15 protein-coding genes are annotated in these 21,354 nt (G+C 65.1%); 10 read left to right on the top strand and 5 right to left on the bottom strand.

The features are described from left to right. Positions 1-78: 78 nt before the first annotated feature. Positions 79-801 (bottom strand): acyltransferase, encoded by a 723-nt coding sequence (locus Q0936_RS19845; RefSeq protein ID WP_299296446.1) that lies wholly within the window; start codon positions 799-801, stop codon positions 79-81. A 249-nt stretch (positions 802-1,050) separates the two neighbouring features. Between Q0936_RS19845 and Q0936_RS19840 the strand changes: the two genes are divergently transcribed. From Q0936_RS19840 to Q0936_RS19830, 3 genes are read left to right on the top strand one after another with little or no spacing between them, the layout of a single operon-like run. Next, positions 1,051-3,519 carry a glycosyltransferase gene (locus Q0936_RS19840; protein ID WP_299296445.1) on the top strand — a complete coding sequence of 823 codons (2,469 nt, stop codon included), beginning with the start codon at positions 1,051-1,053 and terminating at the stop codon, positions 3,517-3,519. Then, positions 3,516-4,247 (top strand): CatB-related O-acetyltransferase, encoded by a 732-nt coding sequence (locus Q0936_RS19835; protein WP_299296443.1) that lies wholly within the window; start codon positions 3,516-3,518, stop codon positions 4,245-4,247. Before Q0936_RS19840 ends, Q0936_RS19835 begins: the two co-directional genes overlap by 4 nt. Positions 4,248-4,252: 5 nt before the next feature. Then, positions 4,253-5,008, top strand: a complete 756-nt coding sequence (locus tag Q0936_RS19830; RefSeq protein WP_299146575.1) for a sulfotransferase family 2 domain-containing protein — start codon at positions 4,253-4,255, stop codon at positions 5,006-5,008. Here the strand turns inward: Q0936_RS19830 and Q0936_RS19825 are convergent. Continuing rightward, complete coding sequence (locus Q0936_RS19825) at positions 5,005-5,997, bottom strand: glycosyltransferase (RefSeq protein WP_299378378.1); 993 nt, start codon at positions 5,995-5,997, stop codon at positions 5,005-5,007. The two genes, Q0936_RS19830 and Q0936_RS19825, sit on opposite strands and share 4 nt — an antisense overlap. A gap of 10 nt (positions 5,998-6,007) precedes the next feature. On the opposite strand from Q0936_RS19825, the gene Q0936_RS19820 reads away from it, so the two are divergent. The 6 genes from Q0936_RS19820 to Q0936_RS19795 all read left to right on the top strand — a co-directional run bounded on the left by Q0936_RS19820 (position 6,008) and on the right by Q0936_RS19795 (position 16,423). After that, a complete protein-coding gene (locus tag Q0936_RS19820) occupies positions 6,008-7,468 on the top strand; it encodes a capsule biosynthesis protein (RefSeq protein WP_299296439.1) in 1,461 nt (486 codons plus the stop codon). A 10-nt stretch (positions 7,469-7,478) separates the two neighbouring features. Then, positions 7,479-8,138 (top strand): ABC transporter ATP-binding protein, encoded by a 660-nt coding sequence (locus Q0936_RS19815; RefSeq protein ID WP_299146578.1) that lies wholly within the window; start codon positions 7,479-7,481, stop codon positions 8,136-8,138. 41 nt (positions 8,139-8,179) lie between these two features. Then, positions 8,180-9,103 carry a sulfotransferase gene (locus Q0936_RS19810; RefSeq protein ID WP_299296437.1) on the top strand — a complete coding sequence of 308 codons (924 nt, stop codon included), beginning with the start codon at positions 8,180-8,182 and terminating at the stop codon, positions 9,101-9,103. A 298-nt stretch (positions 9,104-9,401) separates the two neighbouring features. After that, positions 9,402-11,945: a hypothetical protein gene (locus Q0936_RS19805; RefSeq protein ID WP_299378376.1), complete on the top strand. Its 2,544-nt coding sequence runs from the start codon at positions 9,402-9,404 to the stop codon at positions 11,943-11,945. After that, the gene (locus tag Q0936_RS19800) at positions 11,942-15,376 is read left to right on the top strand and encodes a glycosyltransferase (RefSeq protein WP_299378374.1); all 3,435 of its coding nucleotides are present in this window, start codon (positions 11,942-11,944) and stop codon (positions 15,374-15,376) included. Before Q0936_RS19805 ends, Q0936_RS19800 begins: the two co-directional genes overlap by 4 nt. A 63-nt stretch (positions 15,377-15,439) precedes the next feature. Further along, entirely contained in the window at positions 15,440-16,423 is a 984-nt protein-coding gene (locus tag Q0936_RS19795; protein WP_299378373.1) for a hypothetical protein, read from the top strand. Positions 16,424-16,433: 10 nt separating this feature from the next. On the opposite strand, the gene Q0936_RS19790 is transcribed toward Q0936_RS19795, so the two are convergent. The 3 genes from Q0936_RS19790 to Q0936_RS19780 form a co-directional block, all read right to left on the bottom strand. Then, positions 16,434-17,267: a sulfotransferase gene (locus tag Q0936_RS19790; RefSeq protein WP_299378371.1), complete on the bottom strand. Its 834-nt coding sequence runs from the start codon at positions 17,265-17,267 to the stop codon at positions 16,434-16,436. Continuing rightward, on the bottom strand, positions 17,267-18,280 hold the full coding sequence (locus Q0936_RS19785) for an NAD-dependent epimerase/dehydratase family protein (protein ID WP_299146584.1): 1,014 nt from the start codon (positions 18,278-18,280) through the stop codon (positions 17,267-17,269). Before Q0936_RS19785 ends, Q0936_RS19790 begins: the two co-directional genes overlap by 1 nt. A gap of 63 nt (positions 18,281-18,343) precedes the next feature. After that, the gene (locus Q0936_RS19780; RefSeq protein WP_299146585.1) at positions 18,344-19,648 is read right to left on the bottom strand and encodes a UDP-glucose/GDP-mannose dehydrogenase family protein; all 1,305 of its coding nucleotides are present in this window, start codon (positions 19,646-19,648) and stop codon (positions 18,344-18,346) included. Positions 19,649-19,984: 336 nt separating this feature from the next. Between Q0936_RS19780 and Q0936_RS19775 the strand changes: the two genes are divergently transcribed. Then, the coding region (locus Q0936_RS19775) for a calcium-binding protein (protein ID WP_299378369.1) at positions 19,985-21,354 on the top strand (1,370 nt) is incomplete at its 3' end.

Raw genomic sequence — 21,354 nt, 5'->3', positions numbered from 1 at the left:
ATCCGGCACGATCACTATAGCAAGGCGCGGGCCGGGGTCATCACCGAAGTGGTCCGCATATGCGGTTTCGCCGGCGGATTATTTGCGTTGGAAAAAGCGTCTGATAATCTGTGTTATGGTATCTTTTTGAGGTTGCATGGAGGGGGCTGCGGCGATGGCTTCGGCGTCCCAATCCTGCCGCGCGCGGTCCCAGGTGATGCCGGTGCGCTGGACGCGGGCAGGCGCGCCGATGGCCAGGGCCTGTGCGGGGACGTCGCCCGCCACCAGCGCGCGGGCGCCGATCACGCAGTCATCGCCGATCGTGGCCCCCTTGAGCACCTGCACCCCCTGCGCCAGCCAGACGTGGTTGCCGATGGTGATGTCCTGGGGCGGGTTGATGCGGGCGCCGGTGGTGGCGTCAAGGATCGAGTGCATGTCGCTCACGTCCATGGTGATTCCGCCCGACAGCATACAATCGGCGCCCATGGTGATGCGCCCGACCTCGTGCAGGGTGATCTGGGCGGACATGATCGTGGTCTGGTCGCCCACGGTGATATGGGTGTCGCGCGCCCGGCAGCGCAGGTCGCCGCCGATCACGCAGCCTGCGCCGATGGTGACGCTGCTGTCGTGGTTGCGCAGTTCGATCAGGCAATTGGCCAGTTTCGTGCCCGGCCCGATGCGCAGGTGGTGGCCGGTTCCGGCCAGCGTGATCGAGGCCTTGCCCGTGATCTCGACCGTGGGGTCGATGTCCACAGTGTTGCTGTGGCCTGTGTCGGTGATGATCGCGCGGATGTGGTCCGGAATCGTGTCCGTCGCTGTCATGGGGGTCCTGCCTTGCATCGTCGGCGCAGGATAGGGCCACACCTCGCGGGGTCAATCACTTGCCTGCCCTTGCCACCCTGAACCTGATGTGATGAATGTCCCGCCACGTCGGGCGGTCCCATCAGGGCATCGGTCGGCGCGCCACCCGATGACCGGAACCCAGGAAGAAGACCCAACGCCTTGCGCCAACAGCTTGCTGCCCTTCTGTCCCGGTACACGTCCCAGCATCTGCGCGTCACGGGCCGGCCCATGCTGTTGCATGATGCGGACGGTCGACAGGTCGGTGCCGTGGATGTGGTCAGCGTCGAGGCTGGTCACCTGCGGCTGGCCGGTTGGGCCGAGGCCGGCACGGGCATGTTGCATATCGACGGTCAGTCCACCCCCTTTGCCATTGGTCTGCGCCGCGAGGACGTGGCCCAGGCGCGCGGCATTGCGCCGGATGTGGGGTTTGACCTGACGGTGCCGCTGGGCCAGATCCACCCCGATCAGCTGCGCCGTGTGGGGGTCGAGATCCACGATATTGCAGGCACCGACCAGTCGGTCGCGCGGCCCCTGCCCCTGCCGGGTCTGCGCCGCGCCCGCGCCCGGATTGTCGCCCGCTTTGCCCTGACGCTGGCCCGTCTGAGCCCCGCTGGCCTGGGCTGGATGCTGACGCGCGCGCCGCGGTTTCGGGCGCAGATCAAGCGCGGCCTGAACCTGCACACACACACGGTGGCGCAGGCGCTGGACAAGAGCCTGTTCACCCCCGCCCCCACACCGATCGCCCCGCCTGCAGGCCGGGTCACAATCGTGATGCCGATCTACAACGCGTTCGAGCTGCTGGACGAGGCCCTGGCCCGCGTCGAGACCCACACCGACATGCCCTGGCGGATGGTGCTGATCGAGGACGGATCGACCGACGTGCGCGTGCGCCCCTTTCTGCGCGATTGGGCCGCCGCCACGAAGACGCGCGCGGACCGCGTCACCCTGCTGGAAAACGACGGCAACAAGGGGTTCATCCGCAGCGTCAACCGTGGCTTTGAACAGGCTCTGACCTGGGGCGATCCGGTGATCCTGCTCAACTCCGACGCCTTTGTGCCGCAGGGCTGGGCCAGCCGCCTGATGCGCCCGCTGCTGGGGGCGCGCGACGTGGCAACCACCACGCCGATGTCCAATGACGCCGAGATTTTCACCACCCCGGTGATCTGCGCGCGTGCCGACATTCCGCCGCGCACGGTGGATGCCATCGACGCCACCGCCCGCCGCCTGAACGGGGCGGTTGATCTGGCGGACGCGCCCACGGGCGTGGGGTTCTGCATGGGGATGAGCATCGCCTACCTCAAAAAGCTGACGGCGCTGGATACCGCCTTTGGCCGGGGGTACGGCGAAGAGGTCGACTGGTGCCAGCGCGCCCGCGCAATCGGGGGCCGGCATCTGGGCGTGCCGAACCTGTTTGTCGAACACCGGGGCGGGCAGAGTTTCGGGTCAGAGGAAAAGCTGGCGCTGGTGGCGGCCAACAATGCCATCATCTCGCGCCGTTATCCGGGCTATGACGCCGAGGTCCAGCGGTTCATCGCCGCCGATCCGATGCGGTCGGCGCGTATGGCGCTGGGGATGGCATGGGCCGCAGCCGTCACGCCCGAGGGCACATCCGTGCCGGTCTATCTGGCCCATTCCATGGGCGGCGGGGCCGAACATTACCTGCATGACCGCATTGCGCGCGATCACCTGAACCATGGGCTGCCAGCCGTGGTGCTGCGTGTGGGCGGGCCGGTGCGCTGGCAGGTCGAGCTGATCACGCCGCAGGGCATCAGTGCGGCCACGATGCCCGATCTGGATACGGTGCAGGACCTGCTGGCGCCGCTGACCCGGCGCCGCCTGATCTATTCCTGTGGGGTGGGCGATCCGGACCCGCTGGGCCTGCCGGGCGCGCTGTTGCGGCTGAGTGCGGGCGGGCGGCATCCGGTCGAGATCCTGTTCCACGACTTTTACCCGGTTTCGCCAGCCTATACGCTGCTGGGGGCCGATGGGCAGTATCGCGGCACGCCCACGCCCGACACGGTGCAGGCGGACGCCGCGCACAGCCAGCGCGGCGCGGATGGCCGGATGCGCAGTCTGGCGGATTGGCAGGCAGCCTGGGGCGCGCTGATTGCGCAGGCCGACCGGCTGGTGACCTTTTCGCAGGACAGCGCCGCCCATGTGCGCACCGCCTATCCGCAGGCCGCAGACCGGGTCGTGGTGGCCCCGCATGGCCTGCTGGCGCAAGTGCCCGCCCTGCCCGTTCCCGGTGCCGACCGCCCGCGCGTTGTGGGTGTGCTGGGCAATATCGGCTATCAGAAGGGCGCGGCCCTGCTGGATGATCTGGGCCAGACACTGCGTCTGCGGCAGGGGGTCGAGCTGGTGGTGCTGGGCAATGTGGACCCGTCCTATATGCCGCTGCGCCATGTCACGGTGCACGGGTCCTATGCGCTGGCCGATCTGCCGGATCTGGCGGCGCGCTATGGCATCACCGACTGGCTGATCCCGTCGATCTGGCCCGAGACGTTTTCCTATACCACCCATGAGGCGCTGGCGACGGGCCTGCCGGTCCACGCCTTTGGCATCGGCGCACAGGGCGAGGCAGTGGCAAAGGCCGCTCATGGCCACAGCGTTGGCTTTGCACCGGATGCGAATCTGGTAAACGCTCTGGCACAGCATTTCAGAACGCATTTTGAGCAATCGGACACGTCCAGCACATGAAGCCCCATTCCATTTCCCTGCGCGCCCTCAAATCCCGCGGCATCGAGGTCCTGCCCCGTGGCGGGTCCAGCGTCACCCTGCCGCATCACACGGTGCTGGAGGCGCCGGGCAGCCTGAAGTGGACGCAATACGAGCATTCGATCGAGTTGGGCGCCTTTTCCTATCAGGTGTCGGGCTACTGCTTTGCCGCGCGCATCGGGCGCTATTGTTCGATGGGTGAGAACATCCAGATTGGCCGCCAGAACCACCCGACCACATGGGTGTCGACCAGCCCGGCGTTCTATCTGGGTGACCGGCTGTTTGATCTGGACAAGGGTTTTGCGGGCGGGTCCGAGTACCACGGCTACAAGTTCGATTTTCAGGGTCCGGCGACCAAGGCAAAAATCACCACCATCGGCAATGACGTCTGGATCGGGCATGGCGCCTATATCGGTGCAGGGGTCAACATCGGTGACGGGGCCATCGTGGCGGCCCATGCGGTTGTGACCCGTGACGTGCCACCCTATGCGGTGGTGGCGGGCAACCCGGCGGTCATCAAGAAGATGCGCGTGCCGCCCAAGCTGATCTCGCCGCTGCTGCGCAGCCGGTGGTGGCGCTATGCACCCTGGCAGATCGACCATCTGGATCCATCGGATCTGGCCAAGTTCGTACACGGCGTCAACGAGATGGTGCGGGACGGGATCGAGGGCTTTGCCTTTGACAAGATCGACCTGCGCGAGGGGCTGTGAGGCCCATGGCGCCCCGCACGGTTGTTTTCCTGCACATCCCCAAGACCGCCGGTCAGACCGTCCACACCGAGTTGACGCGCGTCATCGGTGAGGCGCAGACCAGCCCGGTGCGTGTCCACACCCAGGCCCCGCGCGATGCGCAGTTTCCGCCGGGATATCGGCTCTATTCCGGGCATCTGGACTGGACCGACCTGGAAACGCTGCCTGCGGACCGGTTCACGTTTTCGGTGCTGCGCGACCCCTATGAGCGGATTGCGTCGTTCTATTTTTACCTGCTGAAAAAGGCCGAAGGCACCGATGCGGATGCCTTGCAGCGGCCCGAACATACCGGTCTGCGCACCATCCTGGAGCGGTCGGCGGATGACTATTTCTTTGGTGGCAACCGGGGGTGGCGCACGTTTATCCGGGACCATTACGACAACTTTTACTGCACCTATTTTGCCACCCGGCGGATGCGCGGCTGGGCCGAGGTGTCCAAGCTGAAGAAATCCGATCTGATGGCCCGCGCGCTGGCGGGCTGTGAGGCGGTGAATGCGTTTTACGGCATGGATGGGCTGGACCGTCTCGAGACGGATCTGGGCGATGTGCTGGGTGCGCCGGTCAACCTGGTGGGCACGCGTGTGAATGCGGGGCCGCAGCGGGCGGGCACACGGCGCTGGCCTGCGTTGACAGAACGGCTGGAGCGCGACGACAGCCTGCACCGGTTGGAACGGATGGGTGCGCTGGATGCCAAGCTGATGGGCCGGGTGCTGGCAGGCTAGAGCCTGCGCAACCTGGCCAGCGTGCGCAGGATGCGGTCGCCATTTGCGCTTTGACGGTAGAGGCCGAGGGCCTGGGGGGACACGCGCCGCCCGCTTTGGGTGCGCCAGCCGCGCACGGTCTCTGTCAGTGCTGCGGCCTCGGGGGTCAGGTGCCCTGCGATCCCCGACAGCGCGGCGATGTTGGCGTCGATCCAGCGCGCATAGGTCCCGTTCCACAAGAGGGCGGCGCGGCCCATGCGCTGCCGCCCGCCCGCGCCCAGCAGGTTGCCACGGTGCTGACGGTAGAGCACGCCCGGCTCAGCATCGTTGATCACCGGAATGCCCGCGCCCGTGGCCACCAGATAGACCCACCAGTCGTGAAACGGCACATCCTGTGCAGCATCCAGCGTGGCGCGCAGCAGGTCGGTGGCGCCGGGTGTCAGCACCAGCGTGTTGCCCGCCAGCACGTTCTGGACCAGCGCATTGCCGAACCCCAGGGCGCGCGCGTGCCGGGGGGACGGTCCCAGCACCGCGCCCTGCGCATCGGTGTGCAGGCTGCGGCTGGCATAGACGGCGGGGCCTATCGCCCCCTCCTGCCCCAGCTGGTCCACCGCGCGGGCCAGTTTGTGCGGCAGCCACACGTCGTCCTGATCGGCAAAGGCCACCCACTGCCCCGCCATCTCGGGACGTGCCAGCAGTGACAGGAAATGCGCCGCCGCCCCCCGCCCCGGCCCGGTCAGCGGCGGCATCACCCGGTCGGGATGGGCCGCGGCAAAACCGGTCAGTTGGGAAACGGTGTCATCCTCCGAGCCGTCATCGCTGGACCACAGCCGCCAGTCGGCATGATCCTGCGCCAGCAGCGATTGCAGCTGTGGCTCCAGATACGCGCCGCCATTATATGTGCACATCAGGATGTTCAGTGTCGGCACGCGGGCTTTTCCAATCTGGGTGCTGGCGATTTGCACGGCCCTTATGTAGAACAGATCGAGATTTATCAATTTATCACACAAGGCGCGCCACTTGACCCGCTCCGGCCCCACATCGAACCGGCCCCGGCCCGTGCCAGACGCGGCGCAGGACCCCAAGGCCGAGACCTCGCAACAGCCCACCACCGACGCCCCCAAGGACACCGCCGAGACCCCGGCGGAGGCCCAGGGCGCTGACACGCCCGCCGCGCCGCTGTCCATGGCAGAACGCAAGGCGATCAAGATCCGCGAACGCGAAGAGGCCATCGCCCGTGTCGAGGCCGCCCGCGCCGCCAAGATGGCCGCCATGGTGGAAAACGTCGAAAAGCTGGACGAGGACGACCCCGTTCCCGCAGCCGAGACCGCCACCACCCCCGTGGCCCCCCCGGCCGAACCCGAACGGGTCCGGGGCCGGCATGTGATGGTGATCACCAGCTTTCTGATCTTTGTCGTTGGCATCACCGCGCTGGCGGCCTGGTATCTGTGGGAACGCGCTGCGGACCGCTATGTGTCCACCGCCGGGTTCTCGGTCCGCACCGAAGAGGTGGGATCGGCGATCGAGCTTTTGGGCGGTGTCGCCGAACTGTCCGGGTCGTCCTCGTCGGACACGGATATCCTGTACAAGTTCATCCAGAGCCAGGAGCTGGTGCGCACCATCGACAACGCGCTGGACCTGCGCACGCTGTGGTCCAAGGGCGACCCGGACCGCGACCCGATCTTTAGCTATCACCCGCCCGGTTCCATCGAAGAGCTGACCGATTACTGGGCCGGCATGGTCAAGGTCTATAATGACAGCGGCACGGGTCTGATCGACCTGGAGGTGCAGGCATTCACCGCGCAGGACGCGCAGGACATTGCGCAGATGATCTATGACGAGAGTTCGTTGATGATCAACCGGCTGTCGGCCATCGCCCGCGAGGATGCCACCCGCTATGCCCGCGAAGAGCTGGAGGGCGCGGTGGAGCGTCTGACCGAAGCGCGTCAGGCGCTGACCCGGTTCCGCAACGAGAACCAGATCGTGTCACCGGATTCGACCCTGCAGATCCAGACCGGCCTGTTGTCATCGCTGGAACAGCAGCTGGCCCAGGCCCTGATCGACGCCGACATCCTGCGCCAGACCAGCAGCGCAAACGACCCGCGCCTGCAACAGGCCGAGCGTCGCCGCGACGTCATCGAGGACCGCATCCAGGAAGAGCGCAACAAGCTGGGTCTGGGGGCGGATGGCCAGACGGATGGCAACACCGCCTTTGTCGATCTGGTGGGCGAGTTCGAACGCCTGTCGGTGGACCGCGAGTTTGCCGAACAGTCCTATACCGCTGCGCTGGCCGCCTTTGATGCGGCGGTGGCGGAATCGCGCCGCCAGAGCCGGTACATCGCCGCCCACGTCCAGCCGACGCTGGCCGAAACCGCCGTGCGCCCCGACCGGCCCGCGACGCTGGGCCTTGTGGCGCTGTTCAGTTTCCTGGTGTGGTCCGTCGTGGTGCTGATCGGCTATTCCCTGCGGGACCGTCGCTGAGGGCCTCCGCATGATCGTGCTGCGCAACCTGACCAAGATCTACCGGCTGCATGGCAGTCGCAAGGTGGTGATGAACCGCATCAACGCCACCTTTCCCACCAATGTCTCCGTGGGTCTTTTGGGGCGCAATGGCGCGGGCAAGTCGACGCTGCTCAAGATGATCGCAGGCACCGCCGACGTCACCTCGGGCGAGATCCTGAGCGATGGCAACATCTCGTTCCCGGTGGGCTTTGCCGGGTCGTTCCACCCCGACATGACCGGCGCGCAGAACACCCGGTTCGTGGCCCGTATCTATGGCGTCGATACCACCGCGCTGAGCGACTACGTGCAGGAGTTCGCCGAGTTGGGGTCGCATTTCCATCTGCCGATCCGCTCCTATTCGTCGGGCATGCGGTCGCGGCTGGCCTTTGGCGTCTCCATGGGGCTGACCTTTGACACCTACCTGATCGACGAGATCACCGCGGTGGGCGATGCCACGTTCAAGCGCAAGAGCCGGGCGGTGTTTCTCGACCGGATGGAGCGGGCGGGCGCGGTGTTTGTCAGCCACTCGATCGGGATGCTGCGCGAGATGTGCCAGGCCGGTGCGGTGCTGGAGAACGGGCAGCTGCACTATTACGACGACGTCAATGACGCGATCAAACACCACGCCTACAACATGCGGGTCCAGTGACCCGCCCTGCCCCCCCTTTCAAGACACCGAACGGATCCGCAATGCCCAAACCCTCTGCCCGCTTTCCCGAGGCCGCCACGATGTTCTATTGCATCGGGGCGCAAAAGGCCGGGACCACGTGGCTTTATGAGGCGTTGCGCGCCAGCCCGCAGGTGCATTTCTGTGCCAACAAGGAGCTGCACTATTTCGATGTGATCGCGGGCCGGGCCGATATGGCCATTGCCAACCGGGTCAAGATGGCCGCCGCCCTGTCGGCCAAGCTGAAGGCGGCGCCGGGGCCGGGCAACGTCAAGGTGCTGCGGCAGTTGCGCGAGGTCACGGACCTGTTGACCATCTACACCGGCAAGCGGGGGGACCACCGGCCCTATCTGAAATACCTGCTGCGCGGTTACCGCGATCAGCCGGTGGTCTGCGACATCACCCCGTCCTATGCCATTCTGGACAGCGATCATTTCGCCGACATGGGCCAGATCGGACAGGCGCGGTTCCTGTTCATCCTGCGCGACCCGGTCGAGCGGATGTGGTCGCAGATCCGCATGGCCGTCGCGGTTGAGGCGCCCGATCTGGAAAAGGGCCCCGATTTCGATGCGGCCTGTGCGGCGCGCGCCCAGACCCTGATCACCGCCAACCGGCTGTCGCGGATCGAACGGTCCGACTATGCCCGCACGGTGCAGGCGCTTGAGGCGGCGGTGCCGGCGGAGCGGATCAAATACGTCTTTTACGACCACCTCTTTGATCCCGCCACGCTGGACGACATCTGTGGGTTTCTGGGCATCGACGCGATCCCTGCCGACGGGTCCACCCGCAGCAACGAGGGCCGCGCGGCAGCGATCCCCGACACCATCCGCCACGCATTCGAGCGCGCCTTTGCCCGGCAATACGCCTTTGTCCGGGAGCGGTTCGGGGCGGACGTGCCAGCGGCGTGGGAGGCCCATGACCGGGCGCGGCTGGGCGATCCGTCCTGAGTGCGCAGGCGTCATGCCGCGCCGCAGCATCAGCGCCGCGATTCCGGGGTCAACCTTGCCGAAAAAACAGGCAGAACCGCCCATCCATCGGCACAAGCATGCCACTGCCCGTGCGGCCCCCCGGCCCGGTGCAACGCGCCAAAGCCCAGCATATACAGCGCCTTGGCCCACCACGGGCGGGGATCGACCAACCACAGCCCGGCATTTAGGCACGGCTTGCACTTTGACGCGTGCTTGACTAGTGCTGCACCCATAGTTTGAGCAATTATCCGGTCTCTTTTCATAACCCGAGGGTAAGATGACATCCCGCAAGACGACCTCGCCCGTGGCACAGCCCCGGATCGCATTGACCGTCCTGGGCATGCACCGTTCCGGCACCAGCCTTTTGACACGTGTGTTGAGCCTGATGGGCGCGGACCTGCCCGACACCCTGATCGGACCGAGCCCAAACAACCCCACCGGATACTGGGAATCGCGCGCCCTGCGGGATTTCAACGACCGGCTGCTGGCCCTGACGGGGTCGCAGTGGGATGACTGGCGCCCCCTGCCCGAGGGCTGGGAACGCTCGCCCAAGGTGGCGGAATTCGCCGAAGAGGCCGCCGCCCTGCTGGAGAGCGAATTCGGGTCCTCGCGCCTGATCGTGCTCAAGGATCCGCGCATGTCGCGCCTGATGCCGTTCTGGTCCGGGGTGCTGGACGCCGCGGACCTGACGCTGCGCCCGGTGCTGGCGCTGCGCAACCCGACCGAGGTCGCCGCCTCGCTGGCGCGGCGCAACGGCTTTGCCGCCGAGCTGTCGCAACTGTTGTGGCTGCGCCATATGCTCGAGGCCGAGCTGGCCACGCGCGGCACCGCCCGTGTGGTGACCCGCTATGACGACATGATGCAGAACTGGGCCGGGGCGATGGACCGGATCACCAAGGGGCTGGACCTTGTCTGGCCGCGCAGCCCGGCGCAGATCAGCGCCGAGGTCGGCACCCTGATTTCGCCCGAGCACCGCCACCACACAAGTGATGCGTCGCTGCTGGACAGCCCGCTGGTGTCGAGCTGGCTGCGCGACGCCTATGCGATCTTTGATCACTGGGCCGACAAGCAGGAGCGCAAGGGCGACTATGCCCGTCTTGATGCGATCCGCGCCGATCTGGACGCGGCCGCCCCCGCCTTTGCCCCGCTGGTCGACGAGATGCGCGGCACCAAGGCCGAACTGGCCAAGCGCATCCAGGTGATCGCGGACAACCAGGCCCGGATCAAGGAACTGGCTGGTGAGCGGCAGAAGGCCGAAGAGGCGCTGGCCCGCACCGAGCGCCGCGCCCGCGACGCGCTGGCCGCCCAGACCGACCGCGCCACGCAAGAGCGCAACGCGCTGGAGGCCGCCCGCCACGAGATCCAGGCCGAGGCCAAGGCCGCCCGCACCGAGGCGCAGACCGAACGCCAGCTCAAGGAGCAGGCCATCGCACAGCTTGAGACGCAGGCCGCCAGCCAGGCGGATGCCGCCACGCTGCAGGCCCGCGTGATGCACAAGCTGCAACAGGAGATCGCGCTGGAGGCCGAACGCGCCGACGCCGCCGAAGAAGATTTCAAGACCCGCCTGAGCACCCGGACCAAGGCCCAGACCAAGAACCTGCGGCTCAAGGTCGAGGCGCAGGCCGCCGAGCTGGAGACCGCCCGCACCGCGCTGGACGACCAGGAGGCGGCGCTGACCGCGTTGCAGGCCGACAGTGCCGAAAAGGCGGCAGCCCTGGCCGCGTTGCAGAATGCGTCGACGGCCCGTGACATGGCGCTGGCCGAACAGGAGGCCGCATTGGAGGCCGCCCGTCAGAGCCTTGCGGACCGGGATGCCGCCCTCGCCGCCGTGCAGGATCAGATGGCGACCCAAGAGGGGGATCTGTCGGCGCAGGCAGAAAAGCTGACCGCGTTGCAGGAGGCGCTGGAGGCGGCAGAGGCCGAGGCCCGCGCGCAACAGGACGCCCTGGCCGAGACCCGGAGCGCGCTGGCCCAGAAAGACGCGGAACTGGCCGACACCCGCCGCACCCTGACCCAGGCCGAGGACGCCCAGCAGGAGGCCGAGCAGCACGCCCAGACGCTGGAGCGGATCAACCAGAGCCTCAAGCGTGAGGCGGATCTGGAACACGCCCATGTGCAGACCCTGACCCAGCAGGTGGCGCAGCTGACGCAATCGCTGGCCCAGAACGACGATGCCGCCGCGCGGATGCGCGCGGAACATGATCAGGCGCTTGGCGCGGCGCGCGGGCAACTGGCCGCCGCGCAGGCCGCCACCGAGACGCGCCATTCCGAGCTGGCCCAGTTGACCAACCTGCTGATGCAGACCGAGGCGCAGGTCCACGAGGCCACCGCCGCCCGCGCCGCCGCAGAGGCAGCCCGCGCCGAGATGGAACAGGCCCTCGCCGCCCTGCGCACCCAGCAAGAGCAGGACCGTGCCGCACAGGCCGCCGAACAGGAAGCCGCCCGCCTTGCCGCCCAGGAGGCCGAGACGGCCCGGACCAACACCCAGGGCGCTCTGGCCCAGTCGCAGTCGGATGTGGCCGTGCTGCGCGCGGGTCAGGCCGACATTGCCGCCGTGCTGGCCGTTCTGATGCCCCTGCGCCACCCGCGGTTCTGGCGGTTGGGCACGGGCCAGTTGCGCCGCGAGATGGCCGCCGTGCGCCGCACCGGCCTGTTCGATGCCGACTGGTATCAGCGCACCAACCCCGATGTCAGCGAGACCGGGATGGACGCGTTGACCCACTTTATCCTTTATGGGCTGGGCGAGGGCCGCGCCCCGCGCGCGCCGCAACCGGACACGCAACCCGATACACCGTCCGATGACACGGGAGCGCCGCAATGACCCTTCGCACCAAACCCGTCCCGCTGGCCCCTGCCACCACGCCCGAAGACATGGATCTGATCCGCAATTCGGACCTGTTCGACCCGGTCTGGTATCTGACCGAATATCCCGATGTTGCCCTGCTCAAGGTTGACCCGGTGCAGCATTACCTGTGGCTGGGCGCGCGGCTGGGGCGCAACCCGTCGCCGTCCTTTGACGGGATGAGTTATCTGGCGGCCAATGTGGATGTGGCCGAGGCGGGCGTGAACCCGCTGTTGCATTTCCTGCGCTCGGGCCAGGCCGAGGGCCGTTGGGCGATCCCCACGACCCAGCAGTTGAACGAGGCGCTGATGCCGGGCGGCGTGCCGCCCACCGCACAGTCCAAGCCCACGATGAACTGGGTGATGAACCCCGACAATGTCGGCTGGGCCTATGGCAACAACGCCAAGATGCTGGCCCGCCAGTTGCCCGAGTTCGAGCACATCATCGACGGCCACGACGTCGAGACGGATGTGGCGCTCTATTTCGACATCAAGATCTTCAAGATGCGCGGCCGGTCGGCGCGGCGCAACATCCTGCGGGTGGGCGGCCCCCGGCCCGTCAATCTGACCTATGGCGATGATCACGAGAAGCTGCGGGCGGATGTGGCCGAGTTCGACGGCATCATCGTGCTGAACCAATACCTCTATGACATCTTTGCGCCGCTGCACCCCAATGTGCACCTGATCCCCAACGCGCTGGACCTGGCCGAATGGCACCCCGGCGCGGCACCGGACGCCGAGCGCCCCTTTACCGTGGGGTTCGCGGGCAACCTGTCGACCACCAAAGAGGCCCATATCAAGGGCTTCCGCTTTGTGAACGAGGCCTGCGAAAAGATGGGGCTGCCGCTGGTCAAGTTGAGCAAGGGCAAGGACCAGATCGCGCGCGAGGACATGAAGGAAAAGTTCTACGGCGCCATCGACTGCCTGGTGCATCCGGTTGCGCCGGGCAAGGAAGGCTGTTCCAACGTGGTGATGGAGGCGCTGTCGATGGGCGTGCCGGTCCTGACCACCAAGGCCGCCGGGTTCCACGCCGAAAAGATCAAGGATGGCGACGGCATCCTCTATATCGAGCGCGACACCAAGAAGCTGATCAAGCGCATCGAGAAACTGCAGAAGGACCCCGCCCTTCAGGCCCGTATGCGGCGCGAGGCGGTGGCCTTTGCCCAGGCCAACCACGATGTGACCCGCACCGCGCGCGACTACTACAAGGTGCTGGCCCTGCCCGGTATGCAGCGCGACAGCTGCCCGCGTGTGGCCTTTGTCCCGTTCTGGGAACCGGCGGCGAATTTCGCCTCGTCGCGTTTGCGCTGTGCGCAGCCTGCTGAACTGCTGGCCGACAGCCACGCGATGCAGGCCACCTGCCAGGGGCTTGGCCCCGACACCGAGATCGCCGTGGTCTCGCAACTGGCCTCGGACGCGACCATGCAGATCCTGCGCGACAACCCGCAGATCGCGCTGATCTATGACGTCTGCGACCGCTATTTCGAAGATGACCGCCAGGTCGGCGGTGTGCATGCCAAAACGCGGTTCTTTGAACTGGCCGAGCGCGCCGACATCATCGTCGCCTCGACCGTGGCGCTGAAAAAGGCCATCGTGAAGCTGGGCCTGCAAAAGGCGGTGACCTACCTGCCCGACGGTATCGATTACCGCGCGCACCGGGACGCGGGCCTGACCGATCCCAAGGGGCCGGTGCTGTGGTACGGCAACCCCGGCCGCAGCAATTTCGACAGCGCCCGCTGGATGATCGACCACGTGATGCAAAACACCACGCGCGGCATGAAGCTGATCTCGCGCAAGCGGTCCTTCAACCACATCGCCAAGACCGAAGACCCCTCCTTTGGCCCCTATGTGGACATCTGTTCTGACTGGGCGTTCGACAGTTTCGTGGCCGAGATGCGCGACTGTTCAGTCTGCGTGCTGGCCCATGGCGCCGAAGAGCAATCCAAGAGCCCCAACCGCCTGATCACCGCCATCGCCAATGGTGTGCCGGTCATCGTGTCCACCGCCCCCAGCTGTGCCGCACTGTTACAGGCCGGTGGCATGGGCTGGGCCGTGGTGCGGGACGCGGCGGGCCTGCAAGAGGCGCTCGAGCGGTTGGACGACCCGAGCACGCGCGCCGACTACATGCGCGCCATGCAGCGGGTGATCGAGGACCGGTTCGGTGACGTCGCGATCCGCCGCAAATACGAGGCCCTGGTCCAGACCTGTGTCCCCAAACGCCGTGCGCCGGTGGATGCCGCGCCGCGCCGGGTCATGTTCGTGTCCCACAACCTGAATGTCGGCGAAGGCGCCCCCACCAGCCTCATGCAGACGGTGCTGGGCCTGCAAAAGGCCTATAACATCAAACCCACCGTCTTTGCCGTGATCGACGGCGCGCTGCGCAAGACCTACGAAGAGGCGGGGATCGAAGTGCTGGTGCCGGATCTGGGTGTGACCAGCCGCCTTGCAACCAAGATCATCTCGCGCACCTACGAGGAAATGGCCGATGCCTTCCGCGAGGCGCTGGAAGTCTGCAAGATCGACGTGACCGTGGCCAACACCGCCACCAGCCTGTGGTTTGCCAGCATCTCGGAAAGCGCGGGCGTGCCTGCCGTGTCGATGATCCGCGAAAGCTCGGACGAGCACGTGGCGTTCAACTTTGGCCCCGAGCCGGTGATGGAAACCTGCCGCGCGGGCCTGTCCCAGGTGCAGGCGACGATCTTTGTGTCCGACTATACCCGCAAGCTGTGGCAGGCGAGCCATGACATCGTCGATGCGCGGCTGATCTCGAACGGGATCGACCTGTCGCATTTCGACACCGTCCGCCAGATGGACAAGGCCCCCCTGCGCAAGGAACTGGGCATCCCGGCCAGCGGCGTGATGATGGTGTCCGTGGGGTCGATCAACGCCCGCAAGTCGCAACGCGATATCGTCGAGGCGATCGCGGGCCTGCCCAAGAAGATACAGGCCAAGATGCGTCTGGTGCTGGTGGGGGCGAAACCCTCGGCCTATCTGGACGACCTCAAGGCGCGGATCGCGGAACTGGACAAGGAATTGGCGAACCGCATCCACATCATCGGCGAGACCGACAATGTGGCCCTGTGGTACCGCGCGGCGGACATGTTCGTCTTTGCCTCGCACAACGAAAGCTATCCGCGCGTCATCGTCGAGGCGATGTCGTTCGGCCTGCCGGTGGTGTCCTCGGCGGTGTTTGGCACCCAGGAACAGGTGGTCGATGGGGAAAGCGGATTGCTGTTTCCCATTGGTGACATCGACAGCCTTCGGTCATGTCTGCGCTGGATGCTGGAGAACGGCGACGACCGCGCCCGGTTCGGGGTTCAGGCCGAAACCCGGTTCTGGGAATTGCTGACCTATTGGGAAATGGTTCACAATTACGCGGTGGTCATTGCAAACACAGCCCGCCAAAGTTAACGATGCAACCCGGCGTGGAACCACTCTTCCCGTCGCTCTAAAAAAGAAGATGATCAGAACGTGATGAAGACGCTCTATCTGCATATCGGGTTGCAAAAAACAGGCACCTCGACCGTCCAGATGTATTTTATGCATCCCAAGGGGCCGTTTCAGGCCGCTGGTATCGACTGTTTGCCGCAGGCCATTGCCCCCAATCAGGCGCACCACAACGCCGCCTGGGATGTCGGGAAACACAAACGGTTCCGTCCGGACCTGCCGGGATTTGATGCGCTGGTCGAGGCCGCGCGCGCCTCGGACAAGGACCGGATTTTTGTCAGTTCCGAGGATTTCAGCCTGATTTCAGCAGCACAGGTGCGCGATGTCGCCGCCCGGCTGACCGACTTCGACGTGCGCCCGATCCTGTGCCTGCGCAACCAGCTGACCTGGTCGGAATCGATCTTTGCCCAGGCCTGCAAGCGCGGCTACGTCAAACCCTTCGGCAGCTTTATCAAGACGCTGGCCAAGAACGGCCGCACCGATTTCGAAGGCATCTATTCCGCCTGGGCCGAACAGTTCGGCCACGACAAGATGACCGTGCTGATCTACGAGAATCACAGCGACATCAGCGACGCCTTTGCCGCGCTGATGGGGGTCGAGGTCGAAGCCCGCCCCGCGCGCAAGAACCAGTCGTTGAACGAACGTTTCGTCAAGGCGAGCCAGACCGTGACCGAGATGTGCACCAAGGGCGAGTTGTCCCATGCGGGCCAGACCATTCCCGCGTCGATGATGAACCAGGTGTCCAAGGTCATGTTGGCGGTGGGCACGCATCATCCGCAATTCACCGGCAGCCCGGTGTTCCTCAAGCGGGACCCGGCGCAGGGCTATCTGGACCGGTTCACCGAGATGAACCGCAAGATCGCTGACCATGTGGATCTGCCCGACAGCTATTTCAGCGTGCCGGACACCCGCCGCAATCCGCGCCAGCACTATCAGCTGGATGTCGAATTCCTGGTCGAGTGTATCTTTGAGGACAAGACGATCCGCGCAGCGCTGGCGCAGTCAGCCTAAATCCGGGGGGTCAGCGCCCCCAGGTGCGGGCCATGTCTCCGAACAGCTGCGTACAGTCGCGCAATTCGTCAGCAAAGAGCGTGCGCAGCGCGGCGGCGATCTGAGGCGATTGCGCCAGTCGGAACCGTCCGGCCTTGGTGTTTTCCGCGGCATCCGTGTCCATCGGCAGACCCGCACGCCCCCCCAGATAGGTCACGATCTCGTCGCGCAGGGCGCGGGGGCGCTGCAGGATGTCCGCAAAGTCAAACACCGCCACGTCGAAATGCCGGGACCAGCGGCGGTAGCTGGCCGCCGGAAAGGATGTGCGCGCAAAGGCCGGGTGGGTCTGGACCACATCGCGCAGCGCATCCGCATCGCGCAGGCACATGCCGTCGATCCGGCCCTCGTTTGCGGCGTCATTCAGCGCGGACCACACCCGCGCCACCGGGTCGCGGACAATCATCATCACCTTGGTGTCCGGCAGCGCCTGTTTGATCGCTGCAATCGCGGTGTCATCGAGGCTGGAATAGAACGGGGTGATGTCGCCGCTGAGCCTGTCGCCAGTGAACTGGAACAGCGACCGGTAGACCGACACCGGGTGATCGCGCCGCCGTTCCAGCCCCATGAACAGATCGGTAAAGGCCTGATCGGCGGGGGTAAACGTGCCCTCGGCCAGCCATGCGTCGCGCTTGGCCATCAGCTTGGCCTGCACCTTGGGCGAGGGAAAGGCGCGCCCGAAGAACTGCAGTTCCTTGCGCGGCAACATGCAGAAATCCGGATGCGCCCGCAGCCGGTGATAAAGCCAGTGCGTGCCCGATTTCTGCATCCCGATGCAGAGGAAATCAGGCCCGCACTCAGACATCATCAGACACCGTAATAGTCACGATACCAGGCCACGAAATTGGCCACGCCGTCCGGCACAGAGGTCTGCGGCCCGTAGCCCGTCAGCGTATTCAAGAGCGTGCCATCCGCCCATGTGGCCGGCACGTCGCCCGGCTGCATGTCCATGAAGTTCTTCTTGGCCTCCTGGCCCAGAGCCGCCTCGATCGCCTCGATGAACGCCATCAGCTGCACCGGTTCGGAATTGCCGATATTGACCACGCGGAACGGGGCCACGGGCGACAGGCTGTCGCCTTCGGGCACGGCCTCGCCCGGTGCGGGGCGCACGGGGGCGGCGTCGATCAGCATCGCAATGCCTGCCACCAGATCGTCGATATAGGTGAAGTCCCGACGCATGTCGCCGTGGTTGTACACATCGATCGCATCGCCGTTCAGGATCGCCTTGGTGAACTTGAACAGCGCCATGTCGGGACGCCCCCAGGGGCCATAGACGGTAAAGAACCGGAACATGGTGATCGGCAGATCATAGAGGTGGGCATAGGAATGGCCCATCGCCTCGTTCGCCTTTTTGGTGGCGGCATAGAACGACATCTGGCTGTCGGCCTTGTGCGTCTCTGCATAGGGCATTTCGGTGTTGGCCCCGTAGACCGACGAGGTCGACGCCATCAACAGGTGGCTGCACGGGTTGGCGCGCACGGCCTCCAGCAGGTTGAAGGTGCCGATCAGGTTCGCCTCGACATACGACTTGGGATTGTCGATGGAATAGCGCACCCCGGCCTGGGCGGCGAGGTGGACAATCACGTCGGGTTTCTCGTCGGTGATCAGGTCCATCAGCACGCCATCCGCTTCGAGCCGGTCATTGACGGCCTTGAAGGCGCTGTTCTGCAACAGCATCTGCTGGCGGCGTTCCTTGAGGGCGACCTCGTAGTAATCGGTCATTGCGTCAAAACCGATGACCTCGTAGCCGTCAGCCAACAGGCGTTTGGACAGGTGATAACCGATGAAGCCAGCGGCTCCGGTGATAAGGGCCTTGGGCATGGGAAATGTCCGTCTGGAAAAAGGGGAGAAAGGCGGCCGGAATGGCCGCCCCGTTATGTCGCGTCAGCGGCCGATGGACACATATCCGGCAAAGCCCGCCTTGGTCGCGTCCGCCTGCGAGTAGATGTTGCGCAGGTCGGCCATGTTGGGCGTGTTCATGCCCTTGGCCAGACGGCCCAGATCGAGGGCGCGGAATTCGTTCCACTCGGTCAGCAGCACCACCAGATCGGCATCCTTGGCCGCACCATAAGCGTCATCGGCCCATGTCACACCGGGCAACAGCTCTTCGCCCTCGCGGCGACCTTCGGGGTCGGTCACACGCACGGTGGCGCCACCCCCCACAAGGGCAGGCACGATTGTCAGGCTGGGCGCGTCGCGCATGTCATCGGTGTTGGGCTTGAAGGTCACGCCGAGCACGGCAACCGTCTTGCCGTTGAACGACCCGCCACACAGATCAAGCAGCTTGTCGACCATGCGGCGCTTGACCTCTTCGTTGATCTTGATGACCGCCTCGGTGATCTGCATGGGGATCGCGTGTTCCTGGCCGATGCGGGCCAGCGCCTTGGTGTCCTTGGGGAAACAGGACCCGCCATAGCCGGGACCGGCATGCAGGAACTTGTTGCCGATGCGCCCGTCCAGACCCATGCCGCGCGACACTTCCTTGACGTTGGCACCGGTCTTTTCGCACAGCGCCGCGATCTCGTTGATAAAGGTGATCTTGGTCGCCAGAAACGCGTTGGCGGCGTATTTGATCATCTCCGCACTTTCCAGATCGGTGGTCACGATGGGGAAGTCACGCAGGTAGAGCGGGCGGTAGATGTCCGACATCACCTTGGCGGCGCGCTCGGTCTCGACACCCACAACCACGCGGTCGGGTTTCATGAAATCGTCGATGGCCGCACCTTCGCGCAGGAACTCGGGGTTCGAGGCCACGTCAAAGTCCAGGTTCGGGTTCGCCTCGGCGACAACGGCGGCGACCTTGGCGTTGGTGCCCACGGGCACGGTCGATTTGGTCACAACGACGATGTAATCCTTGGCCGTCTGCGCGATCTCTGCGGCGGCTGCCATCACATAGGTCAGGTCGGCATGGCCGTCGCCCCGGCGCGTCGGCGTGCCCACGGCGATGAACACCGCCTCGGCCCCGTCCAGCGCAGTGGGCAGATCAAGCGTGAACGACAAACGCCCTGCCTCGACATTGCGCGCCATCAGCGCATCCAGGCCCGGCTCGAAAATCGGCACTTCGCCGCGCTCGAGCTTTTCGATCTTGGAGGCATCCTTGTCGACGCACACGACGTCATGGCCGAAATCAGAGAAACAAACCCCAGACACCAGACCCACATAGCCCGTGCCGATCACTGCAATCTTCATGCTTAAAAAGCTCCTTGGCTTAAAACTGCCGCCGTTTTGTGCAGAAATCGCCGGACACGCAAGGCCGTTTGATCCCCCATGTCAGGATGCCGCGCGTAATCCCGCCAACCCACGCGTGCATTGGCCCAAGTTTTGGGCAGGAATTCCGTACCCTCGCGCCAAAACACTTTTGTGGTAAAGAGATGGCACACATTGATACGCCGACACCCGGTGCCAGCATCCAGGCTCCGGGCACAACACTAGATTTAAAGACATACGGGCGCGCCCGTTTTCCGCCGAAAAGCACGTTTTGAGTAAGACAGCGCGATTCACACAAATTAACTGAAGGACAAAGACATGACTGATTTCATTCGCACCTCTATTACAACCACCCCTCAGACGCTTGATGGCAGCGAGTCCGGGCTGATCACACACACCGGGGGTATCCGGTCTGACGGGACAGCTGCGCTCACAGTGACGGCCGGCACCAACCAGCTGGTCACGGACGGCTATATCTTCACATTCGACAGCGGCAACCCGGCGATCGACGTTGGCGGTTCCATATTCGAAATGGTGAATGGCGCGGATGGGATCATCACCGCTGAAAACCCGTCAACCGGGGTCATTGATGCCGACGTGACCGGTATTCTGGACATCGTCAATCACGGGCTGATCCATTCGTTCAACGGGGATGCCATCAACTTCAACGACAGCGACGGCGTGGCAAACTTCTTTCTGACCAACACCGGATCTATCACCGCCAATGGCTCCGAAACCATCGATGCCGAAATGGGCGGCGGCTATACCTATATCACCAACTCCGGCCTGATCGAAGGACGCACCCAGGTCATTGAACTGTCAACTGATGCTGTGAATTTCTCATTTCACACGATCATCAATACCGGTCAGATCCTTTCGTCCGAGTCTACCGGCATTGTGCTCACTCTTGGCGACGGGGGCGAAGCCCTGATCACGAACACGGGGGATATCATCACACACTCCATCGCGATTTCCTCAAGCGGCTCGCGCACTACGGATGTGACGCTCAACAACAGCGGGCTGATCGAAGCCAGCAACGCCAGTGCAACCGTGGATCTGGGCGGTGGCGATGACATCGTGACCAACACGGGGAGCATAATAGGCAATGTGGATCTGGGCGCAGGCAGCGATACCTTCGACGGGCTCGGTGGGACCGTGGTGGGCAGTGTGTCAGGCGAAGATGGCGATGATTTCTATGTCATCGACGACGGTGCGATTGAGCTGGTCGAAGACATGGGCCAGGGCAATGATACGGTGGCCAGCACGGTCAGCTATACGCTTGAGACGAACTTCGAGGTGCTCGAACTGCTGGGCGGCGAAGACATCAACGGCGCGGGCAATGGCCTCGCCAACACCATCGTCGGCAACGACGGCGCCAACCTCCTGCAGGGCCGCGTCGGCAATGACACCATCACCGGCGGTGGCGGCGATGACACCATCGGCGGCGGCGCCAACCGCGACAGCCTCGAGGGCGGCGACGGCGACGACTTTATCAACGGCGGCGCGCAGAACGACACCGTGCGCGGCGGCGAGGGCGACGACGTCCTGCGCGGGGGGCTCAACAACGACATCGTCGCGGGCGGCGAGGGCAACGACAACATCGCGGGCGGGCTGGGCAACGACACCATGGTCGGCGACGCGGGCGACGACGTCATGTTCGGCCAGGGCGGCGCGGATGTGTTCAACGG

The sequence above is a fragment of the uncultured Tateyamaria sp. genome (assembly GCF_947488715.1).
Taxonomy (GTDB): Bacteria; Pseudomonadota; Alphaproteobacteria; order Rhodobacterales; family Rhodobacteraceae; genus Tateyamaria.
This window is presented reverse-complemented; position numbering and strand designations above follow the sequence as displayed.